The sequence below is a fragment of the Celeribacter sp. SCSIO 80838 genome, from assembly GCF_056498065.1.
On record NZ_JAZKMA010000001.1, the window covers coordinates 2883655 to 2908789 of the forward strand.

At 62.3% G+C, this 25135-nt stretch carries 22 protein-coding genes; 10 read left to right on the forward strand and 12 right to left on the reverse strand.

Going from position 1 to position 25135, the window contains the following annotated elements; all coding sequences use genetic code 11:
• Nucleotides 1-83: 83 nt before the first annotated feature.
• The gene (locus V1475_RS14480) at nucleotides 84-638 is read right to left on the reverse strand and encodes a lytic transglycosylase domain-containing protein (protein ID WP_479413987.1); all 555 of its coding nucleotides are present in this window, start codon (nucleotides 636-638) and stop codon (nucleotides 84-86) included.
• A gap of 241 nt (nucleotides 639-879) precedes the next feature.
• Between V1475_RS14480 and ssb the strand changes: the two genes are divergently transcribed.
• Nucleotides 880-1428: a single-stranded DNA-binding protein gene (ssb, locus tag V1475_RS14485; protein WP_479413317.1), complete on the forward strand. Its 549-nt coding sequence runs from the start codon at nucleotides 880-882 to the stop codon at nucleotides 1426-1428.
• Nucleotides 1429-1633: 205 nt separating this feature from the next.
• The gene (locus V1475_RS14490; RefSeq protein ID WP_479413318.1) at nucleotides 1634-2461 is read left to right on the forward strand and encodes a universal stress protein; all 828 of its coding nucleotides are present in this window, start codon (nucleotides 1634-1636) and stop codon (nucleotides 2459-2461) included.
• A gap of 6 nt (nucleotides 2462-2467) precedes the next feature.
• Here V1475_RS14490 and V1475_RS14495 read toward each other — a convergent pair whose 3' ends face one another.
• From V1475_RS14495 to V1475_RS14505, 3 genes are all read right to left on the reverse strand, one after another.
• A complete protein-coding gene (locus V1475_RS14495) occupies nucleotides 2468-3436 on the reverse strand; it encodes a GGDEF domain-containing protein (RefSeq protein ID WP_479413319.1) in 969 nt (322 codons plus the stop codon).
• Between the two features lie 174 nt (nucleotides 3437-3610).
• Nucleotides 3611-4720: a 3-dehydroquinate synthase gene (gene aroB / locus V1475_RS14500; protein WP_479413320.1), complete on the reverse strand. Its 1110-nt coding sequence runs from the start codon at nucleotides 4718-4720 to the stop codon at nucleotides 3611-3613.
• Nucleotides 4717-5277: a shikimate kinase gene (locus V1475_RS14505; protein ID WP_479413321.1), complete on the reverse strand. Its 561-nt coding sequence runs from the start codon at nucleotides 5275-5277 to the stop codon at nucleotides 4717-4719. Before V1475_RS14505 ends, aroB begins: the two co-directional genes overlap by 4 nt.
• A 167-nt stretch (nucleotides 5278-5444) precedes the next feature.
• Here V1475_RS14505 and V1475_RS14510 point away from each other — a divergent pair, with 167 nt between their 5' ends.
• From V1475_RS14510 to V1475_RS14535, 6 genes are all read left to right on the forward strand, one after another.
• Nucleotides 5445-5582 carry a hypothetical protein gene (locus V1475_RS14510; RefSeq protein ID WP_096804977.1) on the forward strand — a complete coding sequence of 46 codons (138 nt, stop codon included), beginning with the start codon at nucleotides 5445-5447 and terminating at the stop codon, nucleotides 5580-5582.
• 11 nt (nucleotides 5583-5593) lie between these two features.
• A complete protein-coding gene (locus tag V1475_RS14515; protein ID WP_434287136.1) occupies nucleotides 5594-7177 on the forward strand; it encodes a hypothetical protein in 1584 nt (527 codons plus the stop codon).
• Nucleotides 7174-8115, forward strand: coding sequence for a site-specific tyrosine recombinase XerD (locus V1475_RS14520; protein ID WP_479413322.1), 942 nt, complete (start codon nucleotides 7174-7176; stop codon nucleotides 8113-8115). The genes V1475_RS14515 and V1475_RS14520 overlap by 4 nt, the downstream gene beginning before the upstream one ends.
• Before the next feature lie 200 nt (nucleotides 8116-8315).
• Nucleotides 8316-9644: an HlyC/CorC family transporter gene (locus V1475_RS14525; protein WP_479413323.1), complete on the forward strand. Its 1329-nt coding sequence runs from the start codon at nucleotides 8316-8318 to the stop codon at nucleotides 9642-9644.
• Nucleotides 9644-10429, forward strand: coding sequence for a 23S rRNA (adenine(2030)-N(6))-methyltransferase RlmJ (locus V1475_RS14530; protein WP_479413324.1), 786 nt, complete (start codon nucleotides 9644-9646; stop codon nucleotides 10427-10429). Before V1475_RS14525 ends, V1475_RS14530 begins: the two co-directional genes overlap by 1 nt.
• 130 nt (nucleotides 10430-10559) lie before the next feature.
• Nucleotides 10560-12848 (forward strand): calcium-binding protein, encoded by a 2289-nt coding sequence (locus tag V1475_RS14535; protein WP_479413325.1) that lies wholly within the window; start codon nucleotides 10560-10562, stop codon nucleotides 12846-12848.
• Nucleotides 12849-12885: 37 nt separating this feature from the next.
• On the opposite strand, the gene V1475_RS14540 is transcribed toward V1475_RS14535, so the two are convergent.
• Both V1475_RS14540 and V1475_RS14545 read right to left on the reverse strand, forming a co-directional pair.
• Nucleotides 12886-13785 (reverse strand): bestrophin family protein, encoded by a 900-nt coding sequence (locus V1475_RS14540; RefSeq protein ID WP_434287130.1) that lies wholly within the window; start codon nucleotides 13783-13785, stop codon nucleotides 12886-12888.
• An 80-nt stretch (nucleotides 13786-13865) separates the two neighbouring features.
• Entirely contained in the window at nucleotides 13866-15479 is a 1614-nt protein-coding gene (locus V1475_RS14545) for a helicase HerA-like domain-containing protein (RefSeq protein ID WP_479413326.1), read from the reverse strand.
• Nucleotides 15480-16111: 632 nt separating this feature from the next.
• Between V1475_RS14545 and V1475_RS14550 the strand changes: the two genes are divergently transcribed.
• Nucleotides 16112-16765: an invasion associated locus B family protein gene (locus V1475_RS14550; RefSeq protein WP_479413327.1), complete on the forward strand. Its 654-nt coding sequence runs from the start codon at nucleotides 16112-16114 to the stop codon at nucleotides 16763-16765.
• Between the two features lie 76 nt (nucleotides 16766-16841).
• Here V1475_RS14550 and V1475_RS14555 read toward each other — a convergent pair whose 3' ends face one another.
• From V1475_RS14555 to V1475_RS14570, 4 genes are all read right to left on the reverse strand, one after another.
• Entirely contained in the window at nucleotides 16842-18053 is a 1212-nt protein-coding gene (locus V1475_RS14555) for a beta-ketoacyl-[acyl-carrier-protein] synthase family protein (protein ID WP_479413328.1), read from the reverse strand.
• The gene (locus V1475_RS14560; RefSeq protein WP_434287125.1) at nucleotides 18050-18316 is read right to left on the reverse strand and encodes an acyl carrier protein; all 267 of its coding nucleotides are present in this window, start codon (nucleotides 18314-18316) and stop codon (nucleotides 18050-18052) included. The genes V1475_RS14555 and V1475_RS14560 overlap by 4 nt, the downstream gene beginning before the upstream one ends.
• A gap of 106 nt (nucleotides 18317-18422) precedes the next feature.
• On the reverse strand, nucleotides 18423-19484 hold the full coding sequence (gene lpxD, locus V1475_RS14565; protein ID WP_479413329.1) for a UDP-3-O-(3-hydroxymyristoyl)glucosamine N-acyltransferase: 1062 nt from the start codon (nucleotides 19482-19484) through the stop codon (nucleotides 18423-18425).
• A gap of 122 nt (nucleotides 19485-19606) precedes the next feature.
• On the reverse strand, nucleotides 19607-21256 hold the full coding sequence (locus V1475_RS14570; RefSeq protein WP_479413330.1) for a L,D-transpeptidase family protein: 1650 nt from the start codon (nucleotides 21254-21256) through the stop codon (nucleotides 19607-19609).
• Between the two features lie 650 nt (nucleotides 21257-21906).
• Between V1475_RS14570 and mepK the strand changes: the two genes are divergently transcribed.
• The gene (mepK, locus tag V1475_RS14575) at nucleotides 21907-22476 is read left to right on the forward strand and encodes a peptidoglycan L,D-endopeptidase MepK (RefSeq protein ID WP_434287122.1); all 570 of its coding nucleotides are present in this window, start codon (nucleotides 21907-21909) and stop codon (nucleotides 22474-22476) included.
• Between the two features lie 155 nt (nucleotides 22477-22631).
• On the opposite strand, the gene V1475_RS14580 is transcribed toward mepK, so the two are convergent.
• Nucleotides 22632-23303: a cytochrome b/b6 domain-containing protein gene (locus tag V1475_RS14580; protein ID WP_479413331.1), complete on the reverse strand. Its 672-nt coding sequence runs from the start codon at nucleotides 23301-23303 to the stop codon at nucleotides 22632-22634.
• The gene (locus V1475_RS14585; protein WP_479413332.1) at nucleotides 23303-24973 is read right to left on the reverse strand and encodes a tetrathionate reductase family octaheme c-type cytochrome; all 1671 of its coding nucleotides are present in this window, start codon (nucleotides 24971-24973) and stop codon (nucleotides 23303-23305) included. The genes V1475_RS14580 and V1475_RS14585 overlap by 1 nt, the downstream gene beginning before the upstream one ends.
• Between the last annotated feature and the right edge of the window lie 162 nt (nucleotides 24974-25135).

Sequence of the window (25135 nt, forward strand, 5' to 3'; positions counted from 1 at the left end):
AAACGGCGATGCAGGCGCACCGCGTTGCGTTGAAAGGACAACCCCTGAGGCGGGTGAATGGTTCCCGGCCCCGGTCGACGGGCTTACGACCCGTAGATGATCCGCACGTAATTCATGGTTTCCTGATAGGGCGGCACACCGTCATATTTGTCCACCGCCTCGGGCCCCGCGTTATAGGCCGCAAGCGCCAGACGCCAGTTGCCGAAGCGGTTGTACATCATCCGCAGATAGCGCGCCCCGCCTTCGAGGTTCTGGTGCGGATCGTTGATGTTCACGCCCAAAAGCCGCGCCGTATCGGGCATGAGCTGCGCCAGTCCCGTCGCACCTTTCGGCGACTGGATCGTCGGGTTCCAACCGCTTTCCTGCTGCACGAGGCGCAGGAACAGATCGGTCGGCACGCCATGCTTGCGCGCCATCTGTTCGGCGACCGGCAAATATTGCCCCTTGTAGGCCCCGGTGTAGCGCTGGGTCAGGCCGTCGGCGCCAAAGCGTTCCGGCTGATAGGTCACGGAGTTGGAATATTGGTCAGCGGCACGCCCGTCGAGCACGTCGAGCTGGGAGGCAAAAATCGCCATGCGGTTGCTGGTCGACAGCGTATCACCCGCGAAAACCGCCCCCGGCAGAGCACAGATCGCCATACCCAGCGCCAGAGCATATCCACGCCCCGACACACAAACCGACACACAAACCGACACACACCGCGCCCGCGTCGCCACCATCTTGTGAAATCCGTCCACCGTTTCCCTAACGCGCGGACTATAGCCGTAAATCCGCGCATTTCAAACGCTGTGTCCCTTGCAGGCGGATTTTAGCCCTTGCCCCTCGGCCCCCGGCAATGGTGTAACGGGGACCAACTCTAGAATCTCAGGGAGAAGTTCAATGGCCGGGTCCGTGAACAAAGTCATCCTCGTGGGCAATCTCGGGCGGGACCCGGAAGTGCGCACCTTCCAGAACGGCGGCAAGGTCTGCAACCTGCGGATCGCCACCTCGGAAAACTGGAAAGACCGCAACACCGGCGAGCGCCGGGAACGCACCGAATGGCATTCGGTGGCGGTGTTCTCTGAAGGCCTCGTGCGGGTCTGCGAGCAATATCTCCGCAAGGGCTCCAAGGTCTATCTCGAAGGCAAGCTTCAGACCCGCAAATGGCAGGATCAGCAGGGTCAGGACCGCTACAGCACGGAAATCGTGCTTCAGGGCTTTGACGCCACGCTGGTGATGCTCGACGGTCGCGGCGAAGGCGGCGGCGGTCAGGGCGGCGGCATGGGCGGTGGCGGCGGCTACGGCGGCGGTTACGATCAGGGCCCCTCGGGCGGCTATGACGATCCGGGCTACGGCGGCTCCTCCGGCGGTGGCTACGGCGGCGGCTCGCAAGGCGGCTCCGGCGGCGGCTCCCGCCCCTCGCTCGACGACGACGAAATCCCGTTCTGAGACCGCTCAGAACCGGACCGGACCGAACACCCCGCCCGCGCGGGGTGTTTTCGTTTCGACCTCGCGCAACAGGCTGGCAGAAACCCCGCGACGAAACAGGCCGCGACATCTCGTCCCCCTCCTCTCAAAAATCGCCGGAATCGCCCCATATATAGAAAGAAGCCCGCAGAGGAAGCGGGTCCCCGCATCACATCAGGAGGAGATCATGATGAACCGTATTCTCGTTGCAAGCGACCTGTCGTCCCGCTCGGACCGGGCTGTGGAACGCGCCGTCCAGCTCGCACAGGAACAGGGGGGCAAGATCGTCCTGATGCATGTGATCGACGAGGATCTGCCCGCCACGGTCATCACCCGCATGCGCCAGACCGCCGAGGAGGTGCTCGGCGCGGTCGCGCAATCCGAACATGCGCCCGAGGACACCGAAATCGTGGTCGAGACCGGCGATCCCGTCCTCACCATCGCGGAGATGGCCGAGGCGCTCGACGTCGATCTGGTGGTGCTGGGCGTGCACAAACCGCGCCCGTTCTGGGACATGTTCTCCGGCACCACGATGGAACGGCTGGTGCGTGCGCTGCATCGCCCGGTGCTTCTCGTGCACGACCCGGTGACCGGACCCTATGCCTCGGTGCTCTGCGGCGTCGACCTGTCGCCCTCCTGCCTCGCCGCCGGGCGCACCGCGCGGAGCCTCGCGCCCAAGGCGAAAATCACCACCTTCCACGCCGTGCACGTGCCCTATCAAGGCATGATCGCCCGCAACGCCAGCGAGAAACAGCTTGCCCCCTTCGTCAAGGACGCCCAGACCCGGCTCGACGCCTGGTGGGACGCGGTCGCGATCCCTGAGGGACTGCCGAAACCCGAAGTGACCCCCGCCAGCGTGCATGATGCCTATACCGACGCCATGGCGCAGAGCGGCGCCGATCTCTTCGCGCTGGGCGCCCATGGCCGCATGCCGCTGTCGCCCAGCCTGCTCGGCGGCTTCACCGAAGAGCAGATCCGCGATCCGCAGAGCGATCTTCTGGTGGTGCGCGGCTGAAGCCGCTCAGTCGCCGATAGAGCCCGGGTGCATCACTGTGTTGCGCCCGGCCTGTTTCGCCCGGTAGAGATTGGCATCGGCGCGGGTCAGCGTCTGTTCGATCTCGTCCGGGCTGGAATAGCTTTCCACACCGACCGAAATGGTCAGCCGAATGTCCTTCGGCAGGACCTTCTCCGCGAGATGTCGGCGCAACCGCTCGCCCACCCGCACGGCCAGTTCGACCGGCACATTGGGCAGAAGCACGGCGAATTCCTCGCCTCCCATGCGATAGAGATATTCCTGCCGCCGCAGCACTTCGCTCATACCCTCGACCATCATCCGCAGCACCTGATCTCCGACGACATGGCCAAAACTGTCGTTGACCTCTTTGAAATGGTCGATGTCGATGAACAGCAGACTGCCCGACGCCCCCCCGAACCGCCCCTCCTCGAGACGGCGCATGAAGGCGCGGCGGTTGTGACAGCCGGTCAGCGGGTCGCGTTCCACCGCATCGCCAAGATCGTCTTCAAGCCGTTTCATCGTCCTCAACATGAACCGCATGAACACGACCACCGTGGCCAGCGCCAGAACGAAACGGAAGGCAAACAAGACATCCCCGGTCACATGGTAAATCAGCCCCCCGCCCAGAAGACTGACCAGAAAGCCGATGCCCTGCGCCACCGAGAGCGAGGAATAGAAGAATCCCGCCACCGTGAGCGGAAACAACCAGACAGAGGCCGAAGCCCCATGATGGGCGATCAGTTCGAACACCCCCACCTGCACCGCAATCAGGAGCAAGGTGGGATTGATCGGCACCCTTTGCCATTTCAGATAGGCCCTGAGATCGACGGCGATCAGCACCACGAGCAAGATGTAATAGGCCGACAGCAGATATTCACCGAGCACGATATAGCGGACGATGGCGACCGGCAGGATCAGGATCGCCATCGAGGCGATGAATTTCGCAATCAAGGGACTCCCCAGCGCCGTGGGCACCTGGAATCTCTTTCGAAGGGTCTTCATACCGGCCATGGCTTCCCCCATCGCTCTCCGACCATACACTCGCAATCCACAGAAATGCTTTTTAAAATGATTTTGTAAAAAAACTATGCAGGCACAGTTGAACACGCCCCAAGGGGCCAACGCAAATCCCAAAGTTTTTTGTCGTTTTCAGAGGCCGTCCTGCAACACCGCAAGCACCGCCTCACGCGGCACATCCGCCGTGACAAAGGCCGATCCGATGCCCCGCGCGAGGATAAAGCGGAGCTGACCGTCGAGCACCTTCTTGTCCTGCGCCATCAGATCGACGAGCGCCTCCGCCGAGGGCAGATCGCCGGGGATGTCCTTCAGGTCGCATTTCATCCCCATGGCCTTCAGGTGTTCGCGCACCCGGCTCGGGGCCTCTTGCGAACACAGGCCCAGACGCGCGGACAGCTCGAACGCCAGTGCGCATCCGATGGCCACGCCCTCGCCATGCAAAAGCCGGTCGGAATAGCCGGTCGCCGCTTCCAGCGCATGGCAGAAGGTATGCCCGAGGTTCAAAAGCGCGCGGTCGCCCTGTTCGGTTTCGTCGCGCACGACGATATCGGCCTTCATCTGCACCGAATGCCGCACCGCCTCGGCCCGAAGCGCCATATCGCCCGCCGCCAGTTTCGGTCCGTTGGCCTCCAGCCATTCGAAAAAGCCCTCGTCGCCCAAAAGCCCGTATTTCTGCACCTCGCCGTAGCCCGCAAGGAAATCACGTTCGGTCAGCGTGCCGAGGATGGAAATATCCGCCAGTACCAGAGAGGGCTGGTGAAATGCGCCGATCAGGTTCTTGCCCTGCGGCGCGTTGATGCCGGTCTTGCCACCGACCGAACTGTCGACCTGCGCCAAAAGCGTCGTCGGGATCTGCACAAAGCGCACGCCCCGGCGCAAAACAGACGCGGCAAACCCCGCCAGATCGCCGATCACACCGCCGCCAAAGGCCACAACGATGTCGCGGCGTTCGCATTTCTCTTCCAAAAGCCATTCGACCGCGCGGGTGAATTGCGGCCAGGCCTTGGTGCTTTCCCCCGCCGGAAGCGCCAGCGCCACCATGTCGATCCCCGCGCCCGCAAGCCCTGCCCGCAACGTCTCAAGATGCAGCCCCGCGACGGTCTCGTCGGTCAGCACGAAAACCTTTTTCTTCTTGCCCAACAAAGGCGCGATATGCGCGCCCGCCTCGGCCACCAGCCCCTCACCGATCCGCACATCATAGGCGCGATCCCCCAAAGGCACATGAACGGTTTGGTAGCTCATTGATCTTCCTCCAGAATTCCACCATGGGCCTTGAGCGCCTCGACCACCTTGTCGGCCATATCCTCGATCGACAGCCCCGGCTCGGATTCGACCACGATCCCCGCCATCTCGTAAGACGGCGTGCGCGCCGCCACCAGCTCGCGCAGCGTCTCATAAGGGTTGTCGGTGCGCAGCAGCGGCCGCGTGTTCTTGTGTTTCACCCGGCTCCACAACAGATCGAGATCGGCCTTGAGCCAGACCGCGACGCCCTTCTCGGCGATCGTCGCCCGGTTGACCTCCGACAGAAACGCCCCGCCGCCGGTCGACAGGATACCGCGCTCGGTGTCCAGCAGCCGCCCGATCACCTCGGTCTCGCGCGCCCGAAAGAACGCCTCGCCGTCGCGGGTGAAAATCTCCGCAATGCTGCGGTCGGCGGCTTTTTCGATCTCCTGATCCGAATCGAGAAAGGGCACGTCGAGACGCGCCGCGAGCGCCTTGCCCACCGCCGTCTTGCCTGCCCCCATCATGCCCACAAGGGCCACGGTCTTTCTCAACCCGCTCACGAAAACACCCCTCATCTGCCTTTCACCGGCGGCAATTTCCCGCCGATGAAAATTTCGCCCCCTCAATGGCGTGATCTTACGAAAAATGCCATATATAAAACCGAGAAAACCCGGGACCGGCGGAAAATCACGGACGACAACAGTCCGACCGGCGGGTCCCGGCGCAACGGAGGCAGTGAACTTTGCGCAAATTCCTTTTCCGGCTTCTGGCCGTCCTCATCCTTCTCGGCCTCATCGGCTTTATCGGATTCGCCTATGTCGGCGATCTCTCGCCCGAGCGCAGCGAACAGCGCGCCCCCGTCACACTCGAGCTGAAATAGGCCCCTCGCCCATGCGCGCCCCCTCGCCGTTCTCTCGCCGACACGTCGGCGTCCCAACCGGCCTGACCCTGTCCCTGCTGCTCGCGGCCCTGCCCCTCGAGGCTCAGACGGCTGCGGGCGACAAACCGCTCTCGGCCATCGACTGGCTGTCCGACACGCTCGAAACCCCGCGCCCGCTCACCGCCCCCGAGGCCAGCGACATTTCCGAGAACGCCCTGCCCGAAGAGGTCACGGTGATCCCGCTCGATGCGCCCGACCCGGATGCCGCCGGGCTCCTGCCCGCCTCCACCACCGGCCTGCCGCGCACCCTCTGGGGCGCCTCCACCGCCAGCGACATCGCCCGGCGTATCACCACGATTTCCGCCCGCTCCGATCTTTTGCCCGCCTCGCGACGGCTCCTGAACACGCTGGTGCTCGCGGAACTCGACCCGCCGGTGCAATCGGATCGCGACGGGCGGCTGTTTCTGGCCCGGATCGACGCGCTTCTGGCGCAGGGGCTGCTGGACGAGGCCGACGCGCTGATGGAGCTTGCGGGCCTCACCACGCCGGAAATCTTTCGCCGCGCCTTCGACACCAAACTGCTTCTGGGCACCGAGGACGCCGCCTGCGCCCGGCTCAATCACACGCCCGGCCTCTCGCCCGCGCTTCAGGCCCGGATCTTCTGCCTCGCGCGCGGCGGCGACTGGAGTGCGGCGGCGCTGACACTGGAAACCGGCGAGGCGCTGGGCCTCATTCGCGAAGATCAGGGCACATTGCTCGCGCGCTTTCTCGACCCCGAGCTGTTCGAGGGCGAACCGCCCCTGCCGGTCCCCGATCATCCGACCCCGCTCACCTTCCGCCTGATGGAAGCCATCGGCGAGCCGCTGCCGACCTCGTCCCTGCCGCTGGCCTTCGCGCAATCCGACCTGCGCGCCACCTCCGGCTGGAAAGCCCGCGCCACCGCCGCCGAACGTCTGGCGCGCGTCGGCGCGCTCTCGCCCAATCGCTGGCTCGGCATCTGGTCCGAACACCTCCCGGCGGCCTCGGGCGGCATCTGGGACCGGATCGACGCGCTCCAGAGTTTCGAGACCGCGCTGGCACGAAACGACCTCGAAATCGTCTCCCTGCGCCTGCCCAAGGTCTGGGACGCAATGCGCGCCTCCGGGCTGCAACCGGTCTTCGCCGAGCTGTTCGCGCAACGTCTCGCCGCGCTGCCGCTGACCGGCGAGGCCTCGGAGATCGCTTTCGAGGTGGCGCTTTTGTCCCCCGATTACGAAAAGATCGCGTTGAAATGGGCGACGCCGCTGACCCGCGATCAGGTGTTTTTGCACGGTATCGCCACCGGCAACCTGCCGACCCAGCGCCCGGTGGATGCGCAATCGCGCGCCATCGCGTCCGGCTTCCGCACCTCGGGCGTTCCCGTCCGGCTCGAAACCCTCGTGAACGAACAACGTCTGGGCGAAGCGATCCTGCGTGGCATCGAACTGCTCGAAGGCGGCGCTGCGGGCGATCTCGATGAGCTGTCCGATGCGATCCAGTTCTTCCGCGCCATCGGGCTTGAGGCCTCGGCGCGGCGCGCCTCTTTGGAACTTCTTTTGCTGGAACGACGCGGATGAGCCTCGCGGCCTCAGACGCCCGCTGGATTTCGGCCTTTGCCGAGGCGCAGATGGCGGAGCTGGGCGCAGCGGAAAACACGCGACTGTCCTACGGGCGCGATCTTGTGGGCTTCTCCGAATGGCTGACCCGCAAAGGCGCCACGTTCGAGAGTGCCAGCCGCGATCAGATCGAGAGCTATCTCGTCGCCTGCGAGGCCGAGGGGCTGGCGCAATCGACCCGGGCGCGACGGCTTTCCTCGATCAAGCAGCTTTACCGCTTCGCCTTTGAGGAAGGTTGGCGTACCGACAATCCGGCGATCCAGATCAAGGGTCCGGGGCGCACCAAACGTCTGCCGAAAACCCTGTCCGAAGAGGAGGTGTCGCGCCTTTTGGATGCGGCGCGGGAGCTGGGCCGGACGGAGGCCGAACGACTGCGCAACGCCTGCCTGATGGAAATCCTCTACGCCACCGGCATGCGCGTCTCCGAGCTTGTGTCCCTGCCTGTCTCGGCCACACGCGGCGATCCCCGGCTGTTGCTGATCATGGGCAAGGGCGGCAAGGAACGCATGGTGCCGCTGTCCGAACCGGCCCGCGCCGCGCTCAGGGACTGGCTTTCGGTGCGCGATGCCGCCGAGGATCTTGCGAAACGTGAGACCGGAGCAAAGGCTTCGGCGTTTCTGTTTCCCTCGCGTGGCAAGCTGGGTCACATCACCCGCGACGGGTTTTACAAGCTGATCAAGGACATCTCGGTTCAGGCCGGAGTATCGCCCGCCAAGGTCACGCCGCACACGCTGCGCCACGCTTTCGCGACGCATCTTCTGGCCCATGGTGCCGACCTGCGGGCGATCCAGACGCTTCTGGGTCATGCCGATCTTTCGACGACAGAGATTTACACCCATGTGCTCGACGAACGGCTCAGGGAACTGGTGTTGACCAAGCATCCGCTGGCGGAAGGCTGAGGCGATCCGAGTATTTTCGCCATCGGAAAGCCGTAAGCCCAGAGGCACCCGTTGCCATACAGGTGCCCGACAAAAGTCCGACGCAAAGCCGACGCAAATCCGACCGACATTTTCGACGACAAGGCGGCTTTTTTCATGACAGGCACTTATGGCCTTGAGAGCCTCTTGCGAAGACGCCTCCGCATACCCATAACCATGCCATGACAGAGACTTCCTCGCTTTTAGACGCCGCCTTCTGGATCACCGCCGCCGCGATTGCGGGGCTTTTGGTGTTGTCCGCGTTTTTCTCCGGTTCCGAGACCGCCCTGACCGCCGCCTCGCGCGGCAAGCTGCGCACCCAGGCCGACAAGGGCGACAAGGGCGCCGAGCGCGCACTCAGCGTGACCGAGGACAGCGAGCGGCTGATCGGGTCGGTGCTTTTGGGCAACAACCTTGTGAACATTCTCGCCACCTCGCTGACGACGGCGCTGTTCACCAAGCTGTTCGGCCAGAACGGCGTGGCCTTTGCGACGATGATCATGACCGTTCTGGTTCTGATATTTTCCGAAGTCTTGCCAAAGACTTATGCGATTACCAACCCGGAACTGGCGGCCGCCCGTGTCGCCGGGCCGATTGCCGTGGTGGTCAAGATCTTCGCCCCCGTGGTGGCCTTTGTCCGGGTTTTGGTGCGGGGCATCTTGCGCCTTTTCGGCGTGAAGACCGACCCGAATGCGGGCGTTCTCGCCGTCAAGGAAGAGATCGTCGGCGCCATCACCCTTGGCATGTCCGAGGGGACGGTGGAGAAGGAAGACCGCGACCGTCTGCTGGGCGCGCTCGATCTGGCGGATCGCACGGTCGAGGAGATCATGCTGCACCGCTCGCAGATCGAAATGCTGGATGTCGACCTGCCGGCGCGCGAAATCCTCGAACGCTCGCTGAAAAGCCCGCACACCCGCCTGCCGCTTTACCGCGACGACCCGGAAAACATCGTCGGCGTCCTGCACTCAAAAGACCTGTTGCGCGGCATGCATGCCGACCGCGTGGCACATGAGAGCGAGCACCCGACGATGCTGGTGGATTTCTCCGATTTCGACGTGATGACCGTCGCGATGAAGCCCTATTTCGTGCCGGAAACCACCACGCTCGACGACCAGATGCGGCAATTTCTCAAGCGCCACACGCATTTCGCCCTCGTGGTCGATGAATACGGAGCGCTTCAGGGTCTGATCACGCTCGAAGACATTCTGGAAGAGATCGTGGGCGAGATTACCGATGAATTCGACCGCTCCGAAGATGCGCCGAAGCAATCCGGCGAAACCGGCGACTGGGAGGTCGACGGCGGCATGACGATCCGCGATTTCAACCGCTGGACGGATTGCGCCCTGCCAGACGAGGAGGCCAACACCATGGCCGGTCTGGTGATCCACGAGGCCCAGACCATCCCCGTCCCCGGTCAGGTGTTCTCTTTCCACGGCTACCGGTTCGAGGTGATGGAGCGCAAAGACAACCGCATCACCAAGCTGAAAATCCGACCGTTGGCGGACGTCTGATGCTATCTTATCAACACGGGTTTCACGCCGGAAATCTGGCGGATGTGCAAAAGCATGGTCTGTTGGCCACCGCCCTCGATTACATGACGCAGAAGGACAAGCCGGTGAGCTATATCGAGACCCACGCCGGGCGCGGGCTCTATGACCTTGCGGGCAATCAGGCGCAGAAGACCGGCGAAGCCGCCGAGGGCATTCTCAAGGTTGCGGATTGGTTCGGAGCGGAGCACCCCTATACCCGTGCGCGAGAAACCGTCGCGGAACGTCATGGTCCGACGATCTATCCCGGTTCTCCGGCGATTGCGGCGGCTTTGCTGCGCGAGATCGACACAATCCATCTGGCCGAGCTGCATCCCGGCGAGTTCGACCATCTCAAGGCAGCGATGCGCGGCACCGGGGCGCATCTGGTGAAGGAAGACGGGTTTGCCTTGGCACAAAGCCTCTGCCCGCCGACGCCCCGACGCGGGATGATCCTGATCGACCCGCCCTACGAAATCAAAACCGATTACGCGACGATCCCCGGCTTTATCGCCAAGCTCCATCGCAAGTGGAATGTCGGGGTGATCGCGCTTTGGTATCCGATCCTGACCACGGGTGCGCATGTCGCGATGACCCGTGCGCTGGAAGCCTCCGCCCTGCCCGGTTTTCTCAAACACGAGGTCCGTTTCCCACCCGCCCGCGAAGGCCATGGCATGATCGGTTCCGGCATGCTTTTCCTCAACGCGCCCTGGGGGTTGGCAGAGGAAGCCGACCGGCTGAGCGGATTGTTCGCAGAACTGACACAATAACAAGACTTTTACAGCTCTGTCGCGCCGTCATGCCGAGTGCCATATTTTTGCCTTTTTCCCATGGACTCCCGCGCCTAATGGACATTTATTAATAAATAGTTAACGAAAATACATTTGCTGTGGGGTAAATATGCTGTCTGTTTTTGCGCTTCTGGCCGGGTCTGCCGTGGCCTATGCCGCGACCGGTCTTTTCGACACCGAGGAAGATCAAACCGAAACGGAGGCCGCCACGGATGAGCTGTCCGACAGCGCGACCACGACCGGAGAGACCACGACGGTCTGGAATTTCGGCTCCGCGTCGGATGATACGATCTACGGCGGCGACGTCATCAATGAGATGCGCGGTGGCGCGGGCGATGACCTGTTACGCGGCGGACGTGGCGATGACACGATCTTCGGCGGTGCGGGCGACGATGTGCTGAACGGCCAGCAGGACGACGACCGGCTGGTGGGCGGTGCGGGCGAGGACACGCTTTACGCCGGCTGGGGCGACGATACGCTTTCCGGTGGCTCCGGTGACGATCTGCTCTATGGCGATTACGGAAACGATACGCTCGAAGGCGACGGCGGCAACGATTATCTCGACGGCAATTACGGTGACGATGTCCTTTCGGGTGGCAGCGGACACGATGTGCTCTATGGCGGCGCAGGCGATGACGTCCTGTCGGGCGGCGGCGGGGCCGACAAGCTCTATGGCGGCGACGGCGCGGATGTGATCGACGCGGGCTGGGGCAACGACCGGGTCGACGGCGGCGACGGCGACGATGCGATCGACGGCAACGAGGGCGACGACACGCTCTATGGCGGTGCGGGCGATGACGTGATGTTTGGCGGGCTGGGTGAGGACTTTCTCTCCGGTCAGACCGGCGACGATACGCTCCACGGCGGCGCAGACGATGATGAGCTGCACGGCAATGCCGGGAATGACACGCTTTATGGCGACGACGGTGACGACACCATTTGGGCGGGCACGGGCGACGATGTGGCCGATGGCGGCGCAGGCGATGACGTGATCGTCGGCAGCTATGGGTCGGACACGCTCTCCGGCGGCGATGGCAATGACACGCTGATCGGCGGGCGGGCCGGAGGCAATCTTGCCGACGACGCGATGGACATTCTGGATGGCGGTGCGGGCGACGATGTCCTTGCCATGCAACAACAGGCGATTGCCACCGGCGGCGACGGGGCCGACACCTTCACCACCGGCACCTCTTTCAGTGAGGCCGACGACCTGAGCGTCTGGGACACCACGGTGACGGATTTCGAACCGGGGATCGACAGGCTGAACGTGTCGCTGAGCGGCTGGGAGGAGAGCTGGACCTATTCCGTCAGCCTGCATTCGGATGCGGACGGGCCTTATTACACGCTCGATCTCGACATGGATGGCGAGGTGATTTCGCCGGTGACGATCTATCTCGCCGAGGGGGAAGACCTTCTGAGCGAGGAGGAGATGCTGAGCCTGATCACGCTGAGCGGCAACGGTTTGCCGATCGTGCTTGCGGGCGATGATGGCGACGATCTTCTCACCACGCTCGATGAAGACGACACCATCACCGGCGGTGCGGGTGACGACACGATCTTTGGCGGTTCGGGCAATGATATCCTCGATGGCGAGGGCGGCTCCGACACGATCTATGGCGGCGCAGGCGATGACACGATTGTCTCGGGCGACACCAGCCTCTCCACCGCCGACAAAGATTACCTCTACGGCGGAGACGGCAACGATACGATCACCGGCCTGTTCTACGACACGATCGAGGGGGGCGCTGGCGACGACACGATCTATGGCGGCGACTATTCCACCATCGACGGCGGCGACGGCGCAGATACGATCAGCGCAAGCTCCGACAGCTATGTGGTCCATGGCGATGCGGGTGACGATACCATCACCCTCTTCGAAGACGGGTCCTATGACCATGTCCGGATTTACGGCGATGCAGGCGACGATGTCATTCACACCACGCTCGCGGATGACGGTGTTTACGTCTCTGGCGGTGCGGGCAATGACACGCTGATCGTCACCAGCAACGACACGGTTTACGGCGATCTCGAGGACGGCGGATCGGGCGACGACACGATCACCGTCATGCAGCAAAGCACGCTCGTGACCGGAGGCGAGATCGTCACCGGCGGTGGCGCGGACAGCGTAACACTTGTGGCCGAGGCGGGGATGGACCCCGATCAGGACGGGTACATCACGATCTCGGATTTCACGCCGGGCGAGGATATGATTGCGCTCGATCTTTCCGAGACGCCGGGTGCCTCGGTGCAGATCGACTTCGATGCGGCGGTGAACCGCTTTGAGATCACCCTGACGCAGGGCGGCAGTTCGCGGCTTTTGGCCACGATCTTTGCCGCCGAGGGGATCACCTTTGTCGAAAGCGATCTGAGCCTGAGCGATCTCAGCATCACCGTGTGAGGCGGCGCTCAGACCGCGGGATGCGCCGCCTGAGCGATCAGCGCAAAATGTAATCGTGCGGTTCGGCCGCTGGCGGAAGATCTTTTTCCCCCATAGCCGCCAGCATCGCGCGTTCGATGACGACGGAATAGGCTATCAGCGGCAGATCGTTCGGCATCTGGCCAAACGGCTGTTCCAGCTCATCGGCCAAGGCATCGAGTCCGAAGAACGTATAGGCCACCAGCATCACAGCCAGAGGCGTGAACCAGCCTATGCTATCGGCCAGCCCAAAGGGCAGCATCAGGCAAAAGATATAGGCCGTCCGGTGCAGCAAAAGCGTATAGGCGAAGGGCAAAGGCGTGTTGGCCAGCCGTTCGCAGGCCACGAAGGCATGCGACAAACGGGTCAGGCTTTCGTTCAGAAGATGCGCCTCGACCGGCGCCAGACGCCCCGCGTGCAAGTGCTGGCTGACCTGTTTGGCGAGCCCTGTCAGGATCGCATCGGGCGCGCTGATCTGCCCCTGCGGTGTGACCGGGGCTGAGTAGGGAAGCTCTTCCTGATGGAGCTGCGCCACGCAGGCCTTGGCATAGGCGATCAGCGGCTCCAAAAGCGCACGGCGCGCGGGGCTGGCCACGGGCGCATCCCCGTCCAAAATGGCGCTTTGGCGGGCGATATCGCGCGAGGACTGGATGATCAGGCCCCATTGCTGGCGCGCTTCCCACCAACGCTCATAGCTGGCGCTGTTGCGAAAGCTCAGAAAGATCGAGATTGAAATCCCGATGAGGGCAAAGGCCGCCGGGTTGACGCCCGGTACGAAGAGCGGTTCCAGCCGATGCGCCGTCACGATGATGCCGGAGAGAATCCCAACCCCAAGAAGCTGGGGCCAGATTCTGTGAACCACAGCCCCCTTCAGAATAAAGAACAGCACAAAGGCATTGGGGCGCTCACGGACGATCATCTTTTGCTCTCGATCCAGGGTTCAGAGAGCGCACCGATAGCCGAAGCCCGCGCGGATTCGCCAGTCGAATTTCGGCCCCCTCAGCGGGCTTTGAACAACCCGCCGAGGATGCCACGCACGATGCGTTTGCCGGTGGTGCCGGTGAGTTCCTTCATCACCATCTTGGTCATTTCCTCGCCAAAGGATTTGTCCGTGGATTTGCGCGAGGAGGTGCTGCGTGTGGTGGTCTTGGTCGCAGAGGATGGACTGGAGCCGCGCTCATAGCTCTTGCCATCGTAGCGCCGCGCCTTGGAGAACTCGCGCTCAAGCGCGTCGCGGCCTTTGACCGCCTCTTTCGCCGCCGCCTCGTTCTCTTCTGCCGCTTCGGCCTCTTGCGCTGCCGCCTCGGCGCGGGCTTTCAGCATCTCAAAGGCGCTTTCGCGGTCCACCACCGCCTCGTATTTCCCGGCAATCGGCGAGGTTTTCACGATCGTCTCGCGCTCCGCCGCCGTGATCGGGCCAAGCTGCGACGAGGGCGGGCGGATGAGCGTGCGCTCGGCCATGCCCGGCACGCCTTTGGCCTCCAGAAACGAGGTCACAGCCTCGCCGGTGCCGACCTCTTTGATCGCCGTTTCGATGTCGAAACGCGGGTTCATCCGATAGGTCTCGGCGGCGAGTTTCAGCGCCTTCTGATCGCGCGCCGTGAAGGCCCGGAGCGCATGTTGCACGCGGTTGCCGAGCTGGCCGAGGATGTCCTCGGGCACGTCATCGGGGTTTTGCGTCACGAAATAGATGCCCACGCCTTTCGAGCGGATCAGCCGCGCCACCTGTTCGACCTTGTCGACCAGCGCCTTGGGTGCGTCGTCAAACAAAAGATGCGCCTCGTCGAAGAAGAACACGAGCTTGGGCTTGTCCGGGTTACCGACCTCGGGCAGCTCCTCGAACAGCTCGGACAGGAGCCACAGCAGGAAGGTGGCGTAGAGTTTGGGCGAGGCCATGAGCTTGTCGGAGGCGAGGATCGAGATGCGCCCGCGCCCGTCGAGATCGGTGCGCATCATGTCGGAAAGCTCCAGCGCCGGTTCGCCGAACAGCTTGTCGCCGCCCTGGTTTTCCAACACCAGAAGCGCGCGCTGAATGGCACCCACCGAGGCCGTCGAGACATTGCCGTAGCGCAGCGACAGCGTGTCGGAATTCTCACCGACCCAGACCAGAAGCGATTGCAGATCCTTCAGGTCGAGAAGCGGCAGGCCCTGCTCGTCGGAGACCCGGAACGCGATGTTCAAAACGCCTTCCTGCGCTTCGGTGAGCTGCAAAAGCTGGCTCAAAAGCAGCGGCCCCATCTCGGAAACCGTGGTGCGGATCGGGTGGCCCTGTTCGCCGTAGAGGTCCCAGAAAGTGACCGGGAAGGTGTCATAGCCGAAGTCGGTGAAGCCGATGGTCTCGGCGCGCGATGCGAAGGCCTCGTGCAGCTTGCCCAGAGGATCGCCGGATTTCGCGAGGCCGGAGAGATCGCCTTTGACATCCGAAAGAAACACCGGCACGCCCGCTTTCGAAAAGCTCTCCGCGAGGATTTGCAGCGTGACGGTTTTGCCGGTGCCGGTGGCGCCCGCGATCAGCCCGTGACGGTTGCCGTATTTCAACAACAGGTTTTGCGCCGCGCCATAGCCCTCGCCACCGCCGCCCACGAAAATCCGGTCCATGCCCGTCTCACTCATCCGCTTACCTCTGTGTTTCCGGCGTCTGCCCGCCAAAGCCATGCGATTCCCGGAAATCACCAAGGAATTCAGCTCCGTATGTTCTCACAATACAATCTTAACCAATTTCTGCCAGAGTAAGTGTTATCCGGACCACTCCTCTTCGGTTCGGAATGACTTCCTCCCTGTCAGACTGGCCGCACCTCCTTCGGTGCGGCCTTTTTTCGATCGCGCGTCGCAGGGTCTTGCCGCCGATATCCGGTCGCTGCGATCCCCGAGAAAACGGCACGCAAGCCTCACATTTTGTGGAATTTTACCGTAATATCTCGCATGCAATTTTTCGTTGACGCCATCACAATCCTGTCATACCGTCCCAGCCAATAAGTCGGCCAAGTCCGATGGGGAGAAGTCAAACCATAGTCATCGCGCTTAATGCGTGGGTGATAAATGGATCGGTAAAGGCCTCGGGAAACCGGGGCTTTTGCTTTTTCGACACATCGGCCACGGCAGGGGAAATCACGGCATAAGCGGAGTCTGGTCTGAGCGCCCAACAGCCCGCCCCGGCCTCACGAAAATATTCCGCCCGCCCCCCCTGACAGCCAGCCATGCGCATGATAGAGCAGGAGCAACCGAAGATAACCAGCAATGGACAGATGATGATTTCCGTCTCCCGTACACTTTCCGTTTTCGCAACCGTCACCGCCTGTGCGCTCACCCTCGCACAGCCTCTGGCCGCTCAGGACAACACCTTGTCTGCGGGCACGCCCGTGAACGCCGATGGCACCGCCGCGCCTGCCGACAATGTCGGCCGTCCCTACACGCTGGAAACCAATGGCGACTGGGAAATCCGCTGCCTCAAGGCGCCCGAGGGTCAACCCGACCCCTGCTCGCTCTATCAGCTCCTGAAAGACGATGAGGGCACCGAAGTCGCAGAGGTCGCGATCTTCCATGTCGGCCAGGAAAATGTCGAGGCCGCCGCGACCTTCACCACACCGCTCGAGACCATGCTGACCGCACAGTTGGCATTTTTCGTCGATGGGGAAAACGGTCGCAAATACCCGTTCCAGTTCTGCAACAAGGTCGGCTGCTTCGTGCGCGCCGGCCTCACTGCAGAGGATATCGAAATGATGAAAAAGGGCAACGAGGGCATGGTCGCGATCATGCCGTTGGGCCGTGGCGACAACCCGGTCAAACTCAAACTGTCCCTGTCCGGTTTCACCGCGGGCTACACCAAGGTGACCGAGCTGAACGAAGCCGCCAAGACTGGCGAAGGCCCCACCGCCCCGGATGCGGCCCCTGCGGAATAATCCCGCTGACAGACATGACAAACGCCGCGCGGAGCAATCCGGGCGGCGTTTTTCTTTGTCCTATGTGCCGCGCGCCTTACGGCGCCTTGCGCAGGGCCAGAACCGCGTTCAGCCCACCAAAGGCAAAGGCGTTCGAGATCACCACATCGACCTTCGCGTCCCGCGCCTCGTTGGGCACCACATCGAGGGCGCATTCCGGGTCCGGTTCCTCGTAATTGATCGTCGGCGCAATGATGCCGTCACGCAAGGCCATGATACAGGCCAGAAGCTCGACCGCGCCGGTGCCGCCGATCAGATGGCCGTGCATGCTCTTCGTCGAGGAGATCATGATGTTGTCGGCATGCGCCCCCAAAGCATCGGCCACCGCCGCGCATTCGGTCTTGTCATTCGCCGCCGTGCCGGTGCCGTGGGCGTTGATGTAACCGATGTCGGAAGCGTTGATCCGCGCGTCCGCCATCGCGCCGGAGATCGCCCGCGCCGCACCCTGTTTCGAGGGCATGACGATGTCGGAGGCATCGGAGGTCATGGCAAAGCCGATCACCTCGGCCAAAATCTCTGCCCCGCGCGCCTTGGCGTGCTCGTATTCCTCGAAGACGAACACGGCAGCCCCCTCGCCCTGCACCATACCGTTGCGCGTGAGCGAGAACGGACGGCAGGCATCTTTCGACATGACCCGCAGCCCTTCCCAAGCTTTCACGCCGCCAAAGCACAGCATCGACTCGGAACCGCCCGTCACCATGGCCGTCGCCACCCCGTGGCGCACCATGTTGAACGCCTGCCCCATGGCATGGTTCGATGAGGCACAGGCGGTCGCCACCGTGAAACACGGGCCTTTGAGATTGTATTCCATCGACACGTGGCTCGTGGCCGCGTTGTTCATGAGTTTGGGCACGACAAAGGGGTGAACCCGGTTCTTCCCCTCTTCATAGACCATGCGGTAATTGTCGTCCTGCGTCGTCAGACCGCCGCCAGAGGTGCCCAAGACCACGCCGGAGCGCAAAGCGAGATCACCGACGAACTCAAGGCCGGATTGGGAAATCGCCTGTTGCGCGGCAACGAGCGTAAACTGGGTGAACCGGTCATAGAGCGCCATCTGTTGGCGGTTGAACCGGCCTTCGGCGTCCCAGTCGTGAATCTGCCCGCCGATTTTGATCGACAGGCGGTCCACATCGCGGAATTCCAGTTCGGAAATGCCGTTCTTGCCCTCGGCCATGGCCTTGAGCGTTGCAGGCACATCGAGGCCAAGCGCGTTGACCGTGCCCGCGCCGGTGATGACGACGCGCTTCATGCTTTCTGATCGGCGATCAGGGCTTCGACTGCGCTCACGATGGCTGCGACCGAAGAAATGTCGAACTCCGACTGCTCCGGTTCGTTGGCATTGAACGGCACGGAAATGTCGAAGGTTTCCTCGATTGCGAAAATGCTCTCGACCAGCCCAAGGCTGTCGATCCCGAGGTCTTCGAGAGACTGATCGAGCGAGACATCCGCCGGGTCCAGAACCGCCTGTTCCGCGATGATCTCGATGATCTTCTCTTTCACATCCTGCGACATATGCGCCCCTCCGATCCGAAACTTGAGCCTGATTTAAAATGAAATGACGCCGGTTGAAACAGGTTTTTGCCCTGAGACCCCATCAAATGACGCAGCGGACCGGCGCTCAGCCCTTCTCGCGCAGCTTCGACAGCACCCGTGGCAGACGCCGGAGCGCCTTGTACATCTCGACATGGGTCTGCATCGCGACCGCCGGATAGCCCATCATCGCCTTGCCTTTCGGCACGTTCGACAAAACGCCGGTGCCCGCACCGATGATCGCGCCCTGCCCGATGGTGAGATTGTCGGCGGCCCCCGCCTGCCCGCCCATCACGCAATAATCGCCGATCACGGTCGAGCCGGCGATACCGACCTGACCGCACAAGAGGCAGTGGTTGCCCACCACGACGTTATGGCCAATATGAACCTGATTGTCGAGTTTCGTGCCGTTGCCGATGCGGGTCGCGCGGATCGTGCCCTGATCAATCGTGACATTCGCGCCCAGCTCCACATCGTCGCCGATCACCACAGACCCGATGGAGGCAATCCGCATCCAGGCCTGCCCTGCCGCCTCGACGGTTTCACCAAGGCTTTCGCGGGCTTCTTCGACGGCGGATTTCTCCTGCGTCACGAAGGAAAACCCATCCGCGCCGATCACGCCGCCGGGCTGGGCGATCAAACAGTCGCCGATGGTGGCATGCGCCCCGATTTTAACGCCGGGATGGATCAGGGCGTCGTCGCCAATCGTCACCCCCGCGCCGATGGACACATGCTGGGCGATCCGGGCGTTGCGGCCAATTTTGGCGCCTTTGCCGATCACCACGAGCGGGCCGATGGCCGCCCCCTCGCCGATCTCTGCCGTGTCATGAATGACCGCCGTCGGATGAATCCCCGGTTCAAGCCCGAGCCCATGATCGAAAGCCGCCGTGACCCCCGCCATGGCGAGCCGCGCGCGTTTGACCAGAATGGCGGCCTTGAGCCCCAGCTCCTGCCAATCCGCGCCCTCCCAAAGCACGGCGGCCTGCGCCTGGCCCTTGGCGATATTCCCGGCAAAGCGCGGGTCCATCGCCAGCGCCAGATCGCCCGCCCCCGCGTCCTGCGGTTCGCGCGCGGCTTCAACGATCAGGTTCCCGTCACCCTCGAAGGGGGCATTCAGGGACGCGGCAAGATCGGCAATTGAAATGGACATGGTCAGCTCTCCGTCAGTCTCGCCGAAGACATAAGCGCTCGGATCGGCTTTGAAAAGCAAAGGGGGCCGCAAAGCCCCCCTTCTGTTTCAATCTGTTACGGTCGCGTGAGCGCCTTCGGAGTTTAGCCGCCGACGGAACGGAGCTGGACACCCTTGGCCTGAAGCGCGGCCCAGATTTTGGCGTCGCGCCCGTAGATGTCGCGACGATACTCAACGCCGCCCTTCGGCAGGGTGATCGCCGTGCGGTAAATCAAATGCACCGGCACATGTTCCTTCAGTTCGATGACGCTCTCCTGCCCGGTTTTCAAATGCGCCTGAAACTCGCCGACCGGATCGCTGCTCTGCTTGGCCAAAAGTGCATAGGCGAAATCGAAGGGCTGTTGCAGGCGGATACAGCCATGGGAGAAGGCGCGCACCTCACGCCCGAAGAGGCTCTTGGAGGGCGTGTCATGCAGGTAGATGTTGTATTTGTTCGGGAACATGAACTTGACGAGGCCGAGCGCGTTGCCATCGGACGGCGGCTGTTTCAGCGCGAAGGGGAAGGTCTTCGTCGTATATTGCGAAAAGTCCACATTGGCGCGGTTCACCGTCCGGCCCCGGCTGTCGACAAGGCGCAGATGGCCCGCCGCATTCGGATTGCGCTGCATCATCGGCAGGTATTCTTTCACGGCGATCGAGCGCGGCACGTTCCACGTCGGGTTGATCACCATATGCTCCATCTCATCGGAGAATTCGGGGCTGCGGCGGTCGCTCTGGTTTTGGCCCACAACAGAGCGCGTCTCGAAGGTCACGCGCCCGTCGTCGACGATCTTGGCGGAGAAATCCGTCAGGTTGACCCAGATGTGGCGTTTGCCCAGCGGCATGTTGATCCAGCGCTCGCGCTCCAGCGCCACGAGGATTGCGGCGAGACGCTCTTCGGGGCTGACGTTGATCTCGGCCAGAGTGCCCTGCCCGACAACCCCATCCGGGGTCAGCCCGTGCTGCATCTGGAAGATCTGGACGGCCTTGGTCATCGCCCCGTCATAGGAGGTCGCCGCCGAGCGCGGCAGATAGCCCATCGCCATCAGACGGTTGCGCAGCGCGATCACGCCATTGCCGGACTCGCCCGGTTCGTATTTCGAGCCCGGAACCGTCGCCCCCCAGCCACCCGCGCCCAGAACGCGCTCCATATTCGCCTTCTCTTTCAGGAGACGGGCATATTCCGGCGAGCTCGGTTCAAGCTTGCGCAGATAGGCCTGCGGATTGGATTTGACGAAATTCGTGAGCGTCTGAATGCCGTCGCGATAGGGCACCTGACGCACAAGGCCCGGATCAATGCGCGAGGGGATCAGCTGACCGGTCTGGATGTCGCGGGCGTAATCGAGAAAGAGCTGCGCCATGGCCACTTCGGCCCGGCCCAGATCGCGGTCGGATGTGATCGCGCGCAGATTGGCTTCGAGCAGCGCGGTGTCATAGGGCGCAAGGCCCTTCTCCGGCGCCGCCTGCACCGCACGCAGCAGTGCCTGACGACGCGCCTTGGCGCGGGCGCTGTTGTCGGTGAAGATCGGTTTGTAACCGGTGGCGCGATAGAATTCGGACAGATCCTTCGATGAGGACGCCGCCTCGGCGATGGATTGCATCAGCGCGCTGACCTGTTGTGCCGGAATCTGTTCGGCCTGTGCGGGCATCGGCGCCAGCGGCAGCGCGGCCATGGAGACACTCGCCCCCACAAACACGGCGCTCAGGGTCTGACGGGTAACGGCCGGAAGCCGGAACAACGGGGCAAACAGCATGGCGATCCTCGAACGAAATTCTGTAATCATTCCGGCGAGCCTACAGGAGATCGAGACATTTCGTCAGGGGGAAGAATGCACTGGGGGACACATGTGCCAAAAGCACAACACATCTTGAATAAGGGAAGAAATCGCCATCTTTCCCCTTAAATCGCGCACAGACCGCTCCTCGCGCCCCTCCCTCTCAGAGCGCATTTCAGGGACGGAGACCGAGCCAACGCACATCCTGTGTTTGCTCTGCGCCTAAATAATGAGACATTTTTCACCCATTCGCGGGGCATATGCGCGTGTTTTTACGGCAACAGACAAGCGGATAGCTGCTATTTGCGCAAAAAACTGCCGATCGCCCGCATTGCCGGCAAATCCGGGCAAACCGATGCTTGGCCGAAGAATCGCAATGTGCCATAAAGCTGCCAGAACGGTGAACAGATCGTTACTTTACGGTGTTTCCGACGGATTTATGGGCAAAATGCCTTTGATGATCCGACAAAAGGGCCTGAAAAACATGCTGGATTTGACATCCGTCATGGCGCTAAGGAAAACATGGTAAAGAATGTCGTAAACAAACGACAAAAAGTGTCGAAACAATCGGCACGCAACAGCAAAGCCGCATGAGGCGGGAACAGGTAAGCGACGGGACGCTTTTGAGAATGACCAAAACCACATCGGGTGTGATTTCACGCCGCGGGCTTCTTCGCGGATTTGCAGCAACAGCCATCAGCGCAGCTCCGGTCTATGCCAATGCCGCTGGCTTCCTGCGTGGCTCCGGCGACATCCGCCGCATCAACATGTACTCGGGCCGCACCGGTGAGAGCATCGACACGATCTACTGGGTCGAAGGCGAATACATCCCCGAAGCGCTCAAGGAAATCACCTATTTCATGCGCGACTGGCGCAACTCCAAGCTCAAGGCGATCGACGCGCGCACCGTGGACATCATGACCGCCGCGCACCGCCTGATGGAAACCGACGAGCCCTATATGCTCCTGTCCGGTTACCGTTCCCCCGAAACCAATGCCATGCTGCGCGCCCGCTCCGGTGGCGTCGCCAAGAACTCACTGCACATGAAGGGTCAGGCCGCCGATCTTCGCCTGAAATCGCGCTCCATCACCCAAATGGCCTCCGCCGCGAAATCCTGCTCCGCCGGTGGCGTGGGTACCTACCGTGGCTCCAATTTCGTGCACATGGATTGCGGCGTGGTCCGCACCTGGAACGGCTAAGACACCACAGGACACAGGGCTGATCCCGAACAGCCGAACCTGTCGAGCCGCCCGATCCGGGCGGCTTTTTCATTGGCCGGATCTGTCCTGCACTGTGTTACGCAACGCAAAACGGCGCCAGGACGGCGCCGTTGTCTCAGTTTTGATGGCGTGCCCTATTCCGCAGGCGCCACCGGTTTGAGCCGCCCCGGTTCGTTGCTCTCGAGATAGGCCTCCTGCTCCGGCGTCAACTCGATGCAATCGTAGCCGGTCACCATCGGCTTGACATGTTCGCGGAAACCATGGCCCGTGGTCAGCAGGTAAACGTGCACGATCACGAAGGCGAAGATCACATAGGCCGCCAGCAGGTGAATGTTGCGCACCACCTGAAGCACGAAGGTGCTGTCCGCCCCGCTGTCCCAGAAATTATAGGTCAGGTAGATGATCCCCGAGACCCAGATCGCCGGGAAGACGACCCATTTCAGCCCGAAATAGGTCGCGGCCTGAAGCGGGTTGTGTTTGCGCAGCATCTGTTTTTGGTAAGGTGGTTCCTCGCCCTTAAAGATGCCATAGGCATAGTAGCGCGCGGTGGCGAGCATGCCTTCGACCTTCGGCAGAAACTGCCGCCAGGTGCCGGTGGTGAACAGCCAGAAGGTGGCGAAGATCCAGACCACCAGCAATGTCAGAGCCGAGAGCGTGTGCAGCATCACCGCAGGCCCGAAGGGAATAGCCTGATGCACGCCGCTGACGCGCAGTCCGGTGAACATCAGCACCGCGATCAACAGCGCCTGTGTCCAGTGCCAGAGCCGCTCAAACCGGGGGTAAACCTTGACGAAACGCTTGGACATCAGTGGGTTCCTCCTTTACCACGCGACAGGAGCCGCAACAGGCCATGACCGACGACGCCGAGCGCGGAGAGCAGCACGAGAAGCTGGCCCAGCCGCCCGACGATGGAATTCGGGTTGGTCCCCGGCATCACGACGCCCGCGAGGCCGACAAGACGCCCGTCTTCCGCGTGGCATTCGACGCAATCCATGGCCTCAGCGGCGGGCGCGACCATATGGGTGATCGGCCAGTACATATAAGTGTCGATAAAGCCGTATTCGCCGGAATAGGGCGAACCTGCTGCTTTCATCCCCGCCTCGATCGCCTTGCCCCAATCGTAATTGGTCCAAAAGGCGGTGTCCGTGGTCGGGCCCCAGACGTGGCTATAGGCCAGCTTGTTATACCCCGCGTCATAGGACTGCCGCCCGATCATGCGTTTGAACGGCCAGATCCGGCTGTCTTCGCCATCGGGTGTGCCCAGAAGTTTGTTGATCTCGACCACCTGCGTCGGGTCGATCTCTTCCTCCGGCAGCGTGTATTCCACCGCGCCGTTGAACCAGGCGTAATAGGGGGTGACATTCTCGCCCCATTCGAAATCGCCCTTGATCGTCAGGTAGGTATGAAGCTCCTCGCCATTGCTTTGAGTGAAATTATGCTCCGCAATCGGCTGACCAGCGGCATTGAGACGCCCGGCCGTCGACCAGTCCCATTTGGTTTTCGTCGCAACTCCACCGCGGGCGAATTCCGGGATGTGACAGGTCTGACAAGCCACCTTGTCGGTGTGGTCGTTCAGCTTGATGCCCTTGAGATTGATCGGGTGCGGCTCGGTGCCGTGGCAGCTTTCGCAGGAGGCGGAGAACCGATGTTCGCCCGGCTCACCCGTGCCGATGGTGTCCTTCGCATCCATCAGATAGCGTGACCCGGCCCAGTTGTGGCTCTCTTCCGTATGGCAATCGGAACAGACCATATTGGCGCCGTCCTTCGACATATGCACGTCGGTGTGGATGTCCGGATCGTAAAGCGCAGAACTGAGATCGCCATGTTTGACGTTGTCGCCGCCGCCGCCGTAGAAGTGGCACTGGCCGCAATTCTCGCGCGTCGGCATCCCCACCGATTGCGCCGATTTCATCAGATCGACCGCCCAGGCATCGGCCCCGGTGATCGTCTGCCCCTTGACCGGCTCGCCCGGAATATCGCCCAGAGGCGGATGCCCGGCCCCGGTCGACAGCTTGGCATATTGCCCGGACTGGTCGTGACAAACGAGACAATCGACCGCGGTCGATTGCTGCGGTGGCGCGCTGTGCATGTCGTCCCAGCCGTAGCCTGCGTGACACGAGGTACAGCGCGGCTCGTTGCCGACGACGTTGCCGCAGAAGGCGTTGATCACCTTGGACTTGCCAAGCGTCTGGCCCGTCACCGGGTTGTCGAATTCCCACTGGAAGTGGATCGAATGCATGACCTGATCGTCCGCCTCGGTATGGCAGGACAGACAGGCCGCCGTGACTTCTGGGCCGGATTTGAACTCCTGTTGCAGGATCTCGAATTTCGAGTGATCCGCCGTCGAGCCCTCTCCGGGCACGGGCGGGATCACCTCCTGCGCGAAAGCGACACTGGCGCTAAGGCTCAATGTCAGGCCGAACGCGAGGCCGTAAGCGCGGCGGGCGAACGCGGATGTTTTGCGGCTGGCGTGCATGTGCTCCTCCCATTCACGCGAGTCACCTCGCGCGTGGTATAAATTCACTCCAATGAATACGAGTGCATGCTCCGCCTCTTTGATCTATCGCAAATGCATCTTTGAAAATCGCTTGATCGCCGGTTTTTCCGATCAAAACCGTGAAACAATTTGCCCGGCCAG

Bases quoted from the DNA above. Each gene is read 5' to 3' on its own strand.
- V1475_RS14480 (WP_479413987.1), bottom strand. From the start codon at position 638: ATGGCGATCTGTGCTCTGCCGGGGGCGGTTTTCGCGGGTGATACGCTG.
- ssb (WP_479413317.1), top strand. From the start codon at position 880: ATGGCCGGGTCCGTGAACAAAGTCATCCTCGTGGGCAATCTCGGGCGG.
- V1475_RS14490 (WP_479413318.1), top strand. From the start codon at position 1,634: ATGATGAACCGTATTCTCGTTGCAAGCGACCTGTCGTCCCGCTCGGAC.
- aroB (WP_479413320.1), bottom strand. From the start codon at position 4,720: ATGAGCTACCAAACCGTTCATGTGCCTTTGGGGGATCGCGCCTATGAT.
- V1475_RS14505 (WP_479413321.1), bottom strand. From the start codon at position 5,277: ATGAGGGGTGTTTTCGTGAGCGGGTTGAGAAAGACCGTGGCCCTTGTG.
- V1475_RS14515 (WP_434287136.1), top strand. From the start codon at position 5,594: ATGCGCGCCCCCTCGCCGTTCTCTCGCCGACACGTCGGCGTCCCAACC.
- V1475_RS14520 (WP_479413322.1), top strand. From the start codon at position 7,174: ATGAGCCTCGCGGCCTCAGACGCCCGCTGGATTTCGGCCTTTGCCGAG.
- V1475_RS14525 (WP_479413323.1), top strand. From the start codon at position 8,316: ATGACAGAGACTTCCTCGCTTTTAGACGCCGCCTTCTGGATCACCGCC.
- V1475_RS14530 (WP_479413324.1), top strand. From the start codon at position 9,644: ATGCTATCTTATCAACACGGGTTTCACGCCGGAAATCTGGCGGATGTG.
- V1475_RS14535 (WP_479413325.1), top strand. From the start codon at position 10,560: ATGCTGTCTGTTTTTGCGCTTCTGGCCGGGTCTGCCGTGGCCTATGCC.
- V1475_RS14540 (WP_434287130.1), bottom strand. From the start codon at position 13,785: ATGATCGTCCGTGAGCGCCCCAATGCCTTTGTGCTGTTCTTTATTCTG.
- V1475_RS14545 (WP_479413326.1), bottom strand. From the start codon at position 15,479: ATGAGTGAGACGGGCATGGACCGGATTTTCGTGGGCGGCGGTGGCGAG.
- V1475_RS14550 (WP_479413327.1), top strand. From the start codon at position 16,112: ATGATGATTTCCGTCTCCCGTACACTTTCCGTTTTCGCAACCGTCACC.
- V1475_RS14555 (WP_479413328.1), bottom strand. From the start codon at position 18,053: ATGAAGCGCGTCGTCATCACCGGCGCGGGCACGGTCAACGCGCTTGGC.
- V1475_RS14560 (WP_434287125.1), bottom strand. From the start codon at position 18,316: ATGTCGCAGGATGTGAAAGAGAAGATCATCGAGATCATCGCGGAACAG.
- lpxD (WP_479413329.1), bottom strand. From the start codon at position 19,484: ATGTCCATTTCAATTGCCGATCTTGCCGCGTCCCTGAATGCCCCCTTC.
- V1475_RS14570 (WP_479413330.1), bottom strand. From the start codon at position 21,256: ATGCTGTTTGCCCCGTTGTTCCGGCTTCCGGCCGTTACCCGTCAGACC.
- mepK (WP_434287122.1), top strand. From the start codon at position 21,907: ATGACCAAAACCACATCGGGTGTGATTTCACGCCGCGGGCTTCTTCGC.
- V1475_RS14580 (WP_479413331.1), bottom strand. From the start codon at position 23,303: ATGTCCAAGCGTTTCGTCAAGGTTTACCCCCGGTTTGAGCGGCTCTGG.
- V1475_RS14585 (WP_479413332.1), bottom strand. From the start codon at position 24,973: ATGCACGCCAGCCGCAAAACATCCGCGTTCGCCCGCCGCGCTTACGGC.